The organism is Microbacterium sp. JB110, from assembly GCF_003335195.1.
Taxonomy (GTDB): Bacteria; Actinomycetota; Actinomycetes; order Actinomycetales; family Microbacteriaceae; genus Microbacterium.
In genome coordinates this window covers 736,996-744,837 of record NZ_QPGM01000001.1, presented here as the reverse complement: position 1 = coordinate 744,837, position 7,842 = coordinate 736,996, and the positions used below count along the sequence as shown (strand labels likewise).

At 72.1% G+C, this 7,842-nt stretch carries 4 protein-coding genes and 3 pseudogenes; all 7 read left to right on the top strand.

The window, feature by feature from the left end; translation table 11 throughout:
- On the top strand, positions 1-3,982 hold a 3,982-nt coding region (locus CIK77_RS17855), incomplete at its 5' end, for a GH92 family glycosyl hydrolase (RefSeq protein ID WP_220224444.1).
- Positions 3,867-4,475: pseudogene (locus CIK77_RS18285) on the top strand (hypothetical protein); the annotation flags it as partial. The gene CIK77_RS17855 and the pseudogene CIK77_RS18285, both read left to right, overlap by 116 nt.
- Positions 4,476-4,593: 118 nt before the next feature.
- Positions 4,594-5,181, top strand: a complete 588-nt coding sequence (locus tag CIK77_RS17575) for a glycoside hydrolase domain-containing protein (protein WP_114347193.1) — start codon at positions 4,594-4,596, stop codon at positions 5,179-5,181.
- A 100-nt stretch (positions 5,182-5,281) separates the two neighbouring features.
- Positions 5,282-5,982: pseudogene (locus CIK77_RS17570) on the top strand (glycoside hydrolase domain-containing protein).
- Positions 5,979-6,110: pseudogene (locus CIK77_RS18280) on the top strand (hypothetical protein); the annotation flags it as partial. The pseudogenes CIK77_RS17570 and CIK77_RS18280, both read left to right, overlap by 4 nt.
- A 403-nt stretch (positions 6,111-6,513) precedes the next feature.
- The gene (locus CIK77_RS18035) at positions 6,514-7,047 is read left to right on the top strand and encodes a hypothetical protein (protein ID WP_258861445.1); all 534 of its coding nucleotides are present in this window, start codon (positions 6,514-6,516) and stop codon (positions 7,045-7,047) included.
- A gap of 360 nt (positions 7,048-7,407) precedes the next feature.
- Positions 7,408-7,701: a hypothetical protein gene (locus CIK77_RS03415; RefSeq protein ID WP_114347192.1), complete on the top strand. Its 294-nt coding sequence runs from the start codon at positions 7,408-7,410 to the stop codon at positions 7,699-7,701.
- Positions 7,702-7,842: the final 141 nt, after the last annotated feature.

The window sequence follows — 7,842 nt, the reverse complement described above, 5'->3', positions numbered from 1 at the left end:
GGTCGCCGCCCTCGCCCTCGCGGCGGCGCCCGCGACGGCGGCCCCCGCGGCCGAAGACCTCACCGGCTACGTGAACCCCTTCATCGGCACGCAGGACGACGGGAACACGTACCCCGGCGCGAGCGTGCCGTTCGGCATGGTGCAGTTCTCGCCGGACAACGGGCACAACGTCGGCTACGACTACGGCAATTCGCGCATCCGCGGGTTCTCCCTCGTGCACCTCTCCGGCGTCGGATGCGGCCTGGGCGGCCTGATGCCGGTGCTGCCGACCACGGGGGTCCCCGACGAGACGCGCTACGAGGACTACGCCCTCGGCTACTCCCACGACGACGAGGACGCGGCTCCGGGGTACTACCGCGTCGGTCTGCAGGCGCCGGCCGGCACGATCGATGCCGAACTGACCGCGACCGAGCACACCGCGGTGCAGCGGTACACCTTCCCGGAGACGTCGGAGGCGACGGTCCTGATCAACGCGGGCCAGGCGCTGAACTCGGTCACGGACTCGTCCGTGCGCATCGTGGACGACCGCACGGTCGAGACGACGATCACGTCGCGCGGCTTCTGCCAGGACACGCAGCCCTTCACGGTCCACACCCTCACGACCTTCGACCGCGACATCGCCTCGTCGGGAACCTGGGACGGGGACGAGGTCTCCGCGGACGCGCGCAGCGCGGACGGCGAGCGCACGGGGGCGTACGTCACGTTCGACGCGACCACGGATCGCGACGTCGAGGCCGTCACATCCCTCAGCTACGTGGACGCGGAGGGCGCCAGGGCGAACCACGACGCGGAGGTTGCCGCGTTCGACGACGCGCACGATGCGGCGGCGGCCGCGTGGCAGGAGCGGCTGGCCTCGGTGCAGGTCCCGACGACCGACGAGGAGCAGGCGAGGGTCTTCTACTCGGCGCTGTACCGCAGCTTCCTCGCACCGAACACGGGGACGGACGTCGACGGGCGCTACCGCGGCTGGGACGGCGACGTCCACAGCGCGGACGGCTTCACGTACTACCAGAACTTCTCGCTGTGGGACACCTACCGGACCCAGCAGCAGCTGCTGTACCTGCTCGCGCCCGAGGAGTCCCGGGACATGGCGATCTCGGTCGTCACAGCGGGCGAGCAGCTCGGGTGGCTGCCCCGGTGGGGATACGGCCCCGTCGAGACGAACATCATGACGGGAGACCCCGGCACTGCCTTCCTCGTCAGCGCCTGGAACCAGGGGCTGCTCGAAGGGTACGAGGAGCGCGCGTACGCCGTGCTCGCGCACAACGCCGACAATCAGCCGGACGAGACATCCGTCGCGAACGGGCGGGCGGGCAACGACGTGTACCTCGAGGACGGCTACGTGCCGCACGAGCCGTCGGAGAACGGTCGGCCGGGCGACTACGACCTGCACCACGGCGGATCCGCGACGCTCGAGTACGCGCTGTCCGACGCCCTGCTCTCGACGATGGCGGCCGGTCTCGGGCACGACGCCGACGCGCAGCGGTACGCGGTCAGGGGAGAGAACTACCGCGCGATCTTCGACCGGACGACGGAGAGCTTCCGCGCCCGCGACCGCTCCGGATTCTTCATCGGAGACCCCGACCCGGCCCAGGCGACCGGATTCCACGAGGGCACCGCGGTGCAGTACCAGTGGCTCGTGCCGCAGGACGTGCCGGGCCTCATCGACATGCTCGGCGGCGCGGACGCGACCGAGGAGCGCCTCGACGAGTTCTTCGCCTTCGCGCAGCTCCAGGAGGACCCCGAGGGCACCGCGCGGGACGTGTGGGTCAACGGCACGTACTCGTACTACGGCCAGCACACCTACAACCCGAACAACGAGCCGGATCTGCACGCGCCGTACCTGTACCAGTGGACCGGCCAGCCGTGGAAGACGACCGACGTCGTCCGCGCCGCGCTGACGCTGTTCACCGACGGGCCCACCGGCGTCACGGGCAACGACGACCTCGGCACGATGTCGGCCTGGTACGTGCTCTCGGCGGTCGGCGCCTACCCGATCGTGCCGGGCACGGACGTGTGGGGCCTGTCGACGCCCGCGTTCGAGAGCGTCGACATCGCCCTCGACGAGGACTGGTTCGGCACGGATGCGCTGCACATCCGCGCGCCCGGCCTCACCGACGAGAACCGCTACACGCAGTCGGTCACCGCATCGAGCGGCCTCGGCGCCGTGGAGCGCAGCCACCTCACGGGCGACGAGCTCGTCGGGGCGGGGACGCTGACGTTCGACGTCGGCTCTGAGCCGTCCGACTGGGCGACGGCGGACGGATCCACTCCCGACGCGATCGTTTCGGCGGGGGAGGTCCCGAGCCGCCTCACGGCCAGGGTCTCGCCCGGGCATGCCGCGGTCGAGGCGGGCGGGTCGACGGAGGTCTCCGTCGAGGTGCTCGCGCAGGCGGAGGGCGAGGCCGGCGGCACCGTGCGCGTCGACGGCGGAGACGACGTCGTGGCATCCGCCGGCGGCGAGTCCTGGTCGCTCGACTCCGACGGATTCCCCGTCTCCGAGGACATCCCGCTCTCCCTCTCGGTCCGCCCCGGGGTCATCGCGGGAACCTATCCGGTGACGGTGACGGTCGCGGACGACGCGGGGACGGAGATCGAGCTGTCGACGTCCGTCACCGTGGGCGACGACGCGTGGCTCGCAGACGCGTTCGACGACGTGGGCATCGGCGACGCGAGGGAGGGCAACGCCGACTTCGACGGAGGCGGCGCCTACCTGCTGCGCGACGCGCTCACGGACCTCGGCTTCGTCCAGGGTGCGGCAGGAGCCGTGCCCGGCACGGACGCGACGTTCGTCGTCCCCGCCGTCGAGGCGGGAGAGCCGGACAACGTGCGGGCCGACGGCCAGGAGCTCGAGGTCCCCGACGCGTTCCGCCGGTCGACGTCGCTGAGCCTCGTCGGCGCCACGAACAACGGCTCGCCCCACGCCGGAGGCGCGCTGACGCTGCAGTACACCGACGGGACGCAGTCCGAGACGCAGGTCGAGCTCAGCGACTGGTGCACGGGCGATCCCGCGGAGGGCAACGTCGTGGTCGCGAAGGCCGGCCAGCGCGGGAACGGCACGGGAGACCCGCAGAACATCGGATGCGGCCTCTACGCGACCGCGCCCATCGCCGTTCCGGACGGGAAGACGCTGGAGTCGATCACGCTCCCCGAAGCGCAGAACATGCACGTCTTCACGGTCGCCTTCGAGACCCCGAACCCGGTGACGCCCGAGCTCGCGGCCGAGGCCTCGGACGAGGAGCCCGCGGAGGGCGACGACGTGGCCGTGACGGTGCGCGCCGATCCGTCGGCCGCCGAGGGCGAGATCGTCGTGACGGTCGCCGAGGACGGCGACGAACGGGCGGCGGCCGCGGCCGACGGCGCGGATCGGATCACGGCGCCGATGACGGACGGCGTCGCCGGCTTCTCCGTCACCGCGACCGCCGAGGCCGTCCGGTACCGCGTCGAGTTCGTGCCGGCCGACGGCACGCTGTTCTCCCCGGCCTCCCTCGAAGACGGGATCACGGTGCAGGCGGCCCCCGGATCGGGAGACGACGGGGACGATCAGGGCGACGGCGACGGCGACGGCGATGCCGATGACGACGGTCAGGACGACGACGACGGCGATGACGGTGGTCAGGGCGACGACGGTCAGGGCGACGACGGCCGGGACGGCGACGCCCAGGACGGCGACGGACAGGCCGACGACGACCAGGGCGCCGGCGACGGCGCCGCCGCGGCGGTCGATGCCTCGGACGACGCGCTGGCCGTGACCGGCGGCGGGGTCTCCCTCGCCGTCCTCGCCGTCCTCGCCGCGGGGCTCGTCGCTCTCGCCGCGCGGCGCCGCGCTGCGCCTGCGCGGGTCGGCGCCGCACGGAGGCGGGCCGATGAGAACCCGCGGACAGAATTCCATCCGACTGACAGGAGAGGTGCATCGATGTCCCCTTCACACCCGGAGCGCGCCGCGGGCCGCGACGATCGCGGCTCGGCGCCGCCGCCGTGACCGCCGCGCTCGTCTTCGGCGCGGTCGCCGGGGGAGGCCTGCCGGCCGCCGCCGCGGAACCCGAGTGGGTCGCTGCGCCCGCGGACCACGTCGACACGCTCAACGGCACGGGCATCGGCGGAGACGTGGTCGGTTCGATCAACAACTTCCCCGCCCCGCCGTGCCGTTCGGCATGGCGCAGTTCTCGCCGGACACGAAGGACACGTACGCCGGGTACCAGTACCACAACGAGCAGATGAAGGGGTTCAGCATGAACCACGCCTCTGCCGGGTGCTACGTGTTCGGCGACCTCCCGACCTCCTCCGATCACGGGCGACGTCGGATCCTCCCCTGGAACACGACCCAGCGGTACACGCACGACGACGAGATCGGCGAGCCCGGCTACTACGCGGTGACCTTCCCCGACTCCGGCATCCGCAGCGAGCTGACGGCGACGGACCGCGTCGGCCTCAGCCGCATCAGCTTCCCGGACGGCTCGCCCGCGCACCTCTACACCCCGCGGGCGGGTCGATCAACGCAACAGCGCCGCCCGACCTCCGCGTCATCGATTCGCGCACGGTGGAGGGGTCCGGACGACTGGCGACTTCTGCGGCAAGGGCAACACCTACACGATCCACTTCCGGCTGAGCTTCGACCAGGACTTCATCGATCACGGCACCTGGGACGGCGACGCCGTCGAGCAGGGGTCGGACGAGGCCTCCTCGCCGCCGCGCCGGAGCGTACTTCTCCTTCCCCGAGGGCACGACGCTGCAGACGAAGATGGCCGTCTCGTACGTCTCGACCGAAGGAGCCGAGGCGAACATGGCGGCGGAGGCTCCGGATGGGACTTCGACGACGTGCGCGCCGACGGCGAAGGCGGTGGAACGAGGCGCTCTCGAAGGTCCGGATTCTCGCAGGGCTCCGACGAGGACGTCGAGACCTTCTACACGTCGCTGTACGCTCGCTGCTGCACCCGAACGTCTTCAACGACGTCGGACGGGCGCTACATCGGGTTCGACGGCGAGATCCGCTCCGTGGAGGAAGGGCGCACGCACTACGCGAACTTCTCCGACTGGGACACGTACCGCACGCTCACGCCGCTGCAGACGATCCTGTTCCCCGACGTCGCGTCCGACATGGCGCAGTCGCTCTGTGCTCGACGCCGAGCAGTCGGGCTCCCCCGCGCTGGCCCGTCGCGAACTCGGCGACAGGCCAGATGACCGGCGACAGCGTGAGTGCGCTGATCTCCGCAGATCCACGCGTTCGGCGGCACGGACTTCGACCGCGCCTCCGCGCTCGACTTCATGGTCGCGGCGGCGGATGACGGGGGAGAGGCCTCGACGGCTACGTGCAGCGGCCGGGCGCGAGATCTACGCGGAGCGCGAGTACGCGCCGCAGGTCGAGGCGTTCCGGGGCGACCATCAGATCGTCGGCGGCTCGGTCAGCGCCGAATGGTCGATCGACGACTTCGCCATCGGGCGCCTCGCCGCCGCCCTCGGAGAAGACACGTCGTCGAACGGTTCCAGACGCGTCGAACTTTCTGGCAGAACCTCTTCGCACCCCCGCGCAGAACGCGATCGCCGCCCGCGCGGACGACGGGTCGTTCCTCGATGCGTCCGACCTGGGATCCGGCTTCGGGCAGCCCGGCTGGGACGAGGCAACGCGGAGCAGTACCTCTGGATGGTGCCGCAGAACATCACCGGCCTGGCGTCCGCGCTCGGCGGCCGGAGGCGACCGCGGAGCGGCTGGACACGTTCATGACTCACTTGAACTCCGGCGCGAACGAGCCGTACCTGTGGGCGGGCAACGAGCCGAACTTCCTCGTGCCGTGGATCTACAACTACCTCGGGCAGCCGTGGAAGACGCAGGCGTCGGTCGATCGGGTGCGCACGTCGCTGTGTTCACGGCGGAGCCCGACGGCGCGCGGGCAACGCGACGCTCGGCGCGATGTCGAGCTGGTACGTCTGGGCCGCGATGGGCCTCGTGCCCGCGACGCCCGGCACGCCCCTGCTCACGCGTGAACACGCCGACGTTCGACCACGTGCGGATCGAGCTGAGCGGCGACCGGTCGCTGACGATCAACGCTCCCGGCGCGACGAGCGGCGAGCGGTACATCGACGGCCTGTCGGTCGACGGGGAGGCGTCGGACAGTGCCGCGCTGCCGGAGTCGGTGCTGAGCACGGGCGGCGTGGTCGATCTCGACCTCTCGGCGGAGCCCGGATCGTCCTGGGCGACCGCCGCGTCGTCGGCGCCCCCGTCGTTCGGCGACGGCGGCACCGGTTTTCGCGCTGTCCACGCGGGCGCGGGGTGTCGACGCGAGCGCGGGCGAGAGCGCGACGGCGGAGATCGTCGCCAAGGCGTTCGACACCGATCTCGAGACCATCGACGTCTCCGCGACGTCGGAGGAAGAGGGCATCGCGGTCGATGCGGCACCGATCGACGTCTCGGCGGACGGGCCGTCGACGGGGCGGTTCGCGATCGAGGTCGGCGCCGACGTCGCCGAGGGCTACTATCCGATCGTCGTCACGGCGACCGCCGGCGAGTACGAGCGCGTGCAGCAGGTGACCGTGGCGCTGACGGACGAAGGCGGGTTCGCGCGCGCGATGAACGTGATCGCGACGGCGACCGCCGAGACGCGCGGCGAGGCCGACTTCGACACCGCGCGGCAACGCTACGCGCGCGAAGAGCTCGAGAAGGTGTCGCTGAGCCCGGGGAGCACGTTCTCGGTCGGCGAGCTCGAGGCGACGTGGCCGGCCAGCCCGGCGGGATACGCCGATGCGGTGCGCCCGGACGGGCAGACGATCCGGCTGCCGTTCGACCCGACGACGATCTCCTTCGTCGGCGCGCGCGCGCGACGGCGGGGCGCGGCCGAGGCGACCGTCGCGTTCGACGACGGCTCGACGCAGGACGTCCCCCTCGAGCTCGGCGACTGGGTGATCCCGGACGCGGACGGCAACCCGGTGTGTACGGCAACTCCGTGGTCGCGAAGATGCCGATGCGGTACGCGACGACCGACCTGCAGGGCGCGTACGTGTACGCGACGGAGCCGTACTCGCGCGCCGAGGGGCGGACGATCGAGAGCGTGACGCTGCCGAGCGGGGGCGACGCGGACCGACTGCGCCTGTTCGCGATCGCCGACGACGGCGTCGCCTCTGAACCCGCGAGACGACGCTCCACGTGGAGCTGTCGTCCGACGCCGTCGTCCGACGGCGAGACGCGAACGCGACGGTCACCGTCACGCCGACGGCCGAGGGATGGATCGTCGTCGTCGACGAGCGTGAGGGATCCTCGGCGCGTGCCGCCGCGTCGAGCCGCACGGAGCTGTCGGGCGGCGTCGCGGAGATCCCGGTCAGGCCGACGGGCGAGGGCCGGCACTCCTACCTGGCGTCCTTCGTCCCCGCGGATCCCGATGCGTTCCCCCCTCGGAAGCGACCTTCGAGATCACCGTGTCGGACGGGTCGGACGGAGACGGCGACGGCGATTCGGACGGCGACGGCGACAACGGTGACGGCGACGACGACCAGGGCTCCGGTGACGGCGACGCGACCAGGGCTCCGGTGACGGCGACGACCAGGGCTCCGACGACGGCCAGGGCTCAGGCGACGACCAGGGCGACGACCAGGCTGCGGCCGGCGGCGCGCGCGATGCGGGCTCCGGCGATGCGGCGGCCGACGGGTCGAACGGCGGCATGCTCAGCGAGACCGGCATGTCGGGCACGGCATGGGCCGCCGCGGGGCTGATCGCTCTCGCCGCGATCGGCGTCGGAGCCCGGCTGGTGAGGCGCTCCGGGCGCGCGCGGGGTCCGCGCTGCGGTAGCGCGCCGCCGAGGTCGCCCCTTCTTGCGCCCGTCTCCGACGGGGCGCGGGAGGGGCGGCCTCGTG